3 tRNA genes are annotated in these 377 nt (G+C 50.1%); all 3 read right to left on the bottom strand.

Annotated features, from left to right (window positions below):
* Nucleotides 1–57: 57 nt before the first annotated feature.
* Nucleotides 58–132 (bottom strand) — tRNA-Gln (locus GXK57_RS26245).
* 20 nt (nt 133–152) lie between these two features.
* Nucleotides 153–228 (bottom strand) — tRNA-His (locus tag GXK57_RS26240).
* A gap of 7 nt (nt 229–235) precedes the next feature.
* Nucleotides 236–311, bottom strand: a tRNA-Lys gene (locus GXK57_RS26235).
* Between the last annotated feature and the right edge of the window lie 66 nt (nt 312–377).

The raw sequence follows: 377 nt of genomic DNA, 5'->3' as shown, positions 1-377 counted from the left end.
AACCCCGGACACCATGATTAAAAGTCATGTGCTCTACCGACTGAGCTAGTGAACCGTTGGCTGGGATAGCAGGATTCGAACCTACGAATGATGGAGTCAAAGTCCATTGCCTTACCGCTTGGCGACATCCCATTATTACTTTTTATAAAATGTGGGGTGAACGATGGGATTCGAACCCACGACACCCAGAGCCACAATCTGGTGCTCTACCAACTGAACTACGTCCACCACATTTTGGTGCGCCATCAGGGACTCGAACCCAAGACACCCTGATTAAGAGTCAGGTGCTCTACCAACTGAGCTAATGGCGCATAAATGGTGCGTTTTAAGGGATTCGAACCCCTGGCCCACGCCTTAGAAGGGCGTTGCTCTATCCA

The sequence above is a fragment of the Clostridium sp. C8-1-8 genome (assembly GCF_009928445.1).
Classification (GTDB): Bacteria; Bacillota; Clostridia; order Clostridiales; family Clostridiaceae; genus Clostridium_AR.
The sequence above is the reverse complement of the archived record's forward strand: the minus strand, read 5'-3'. Positions and strand labels throughout refer to the sequence as shown.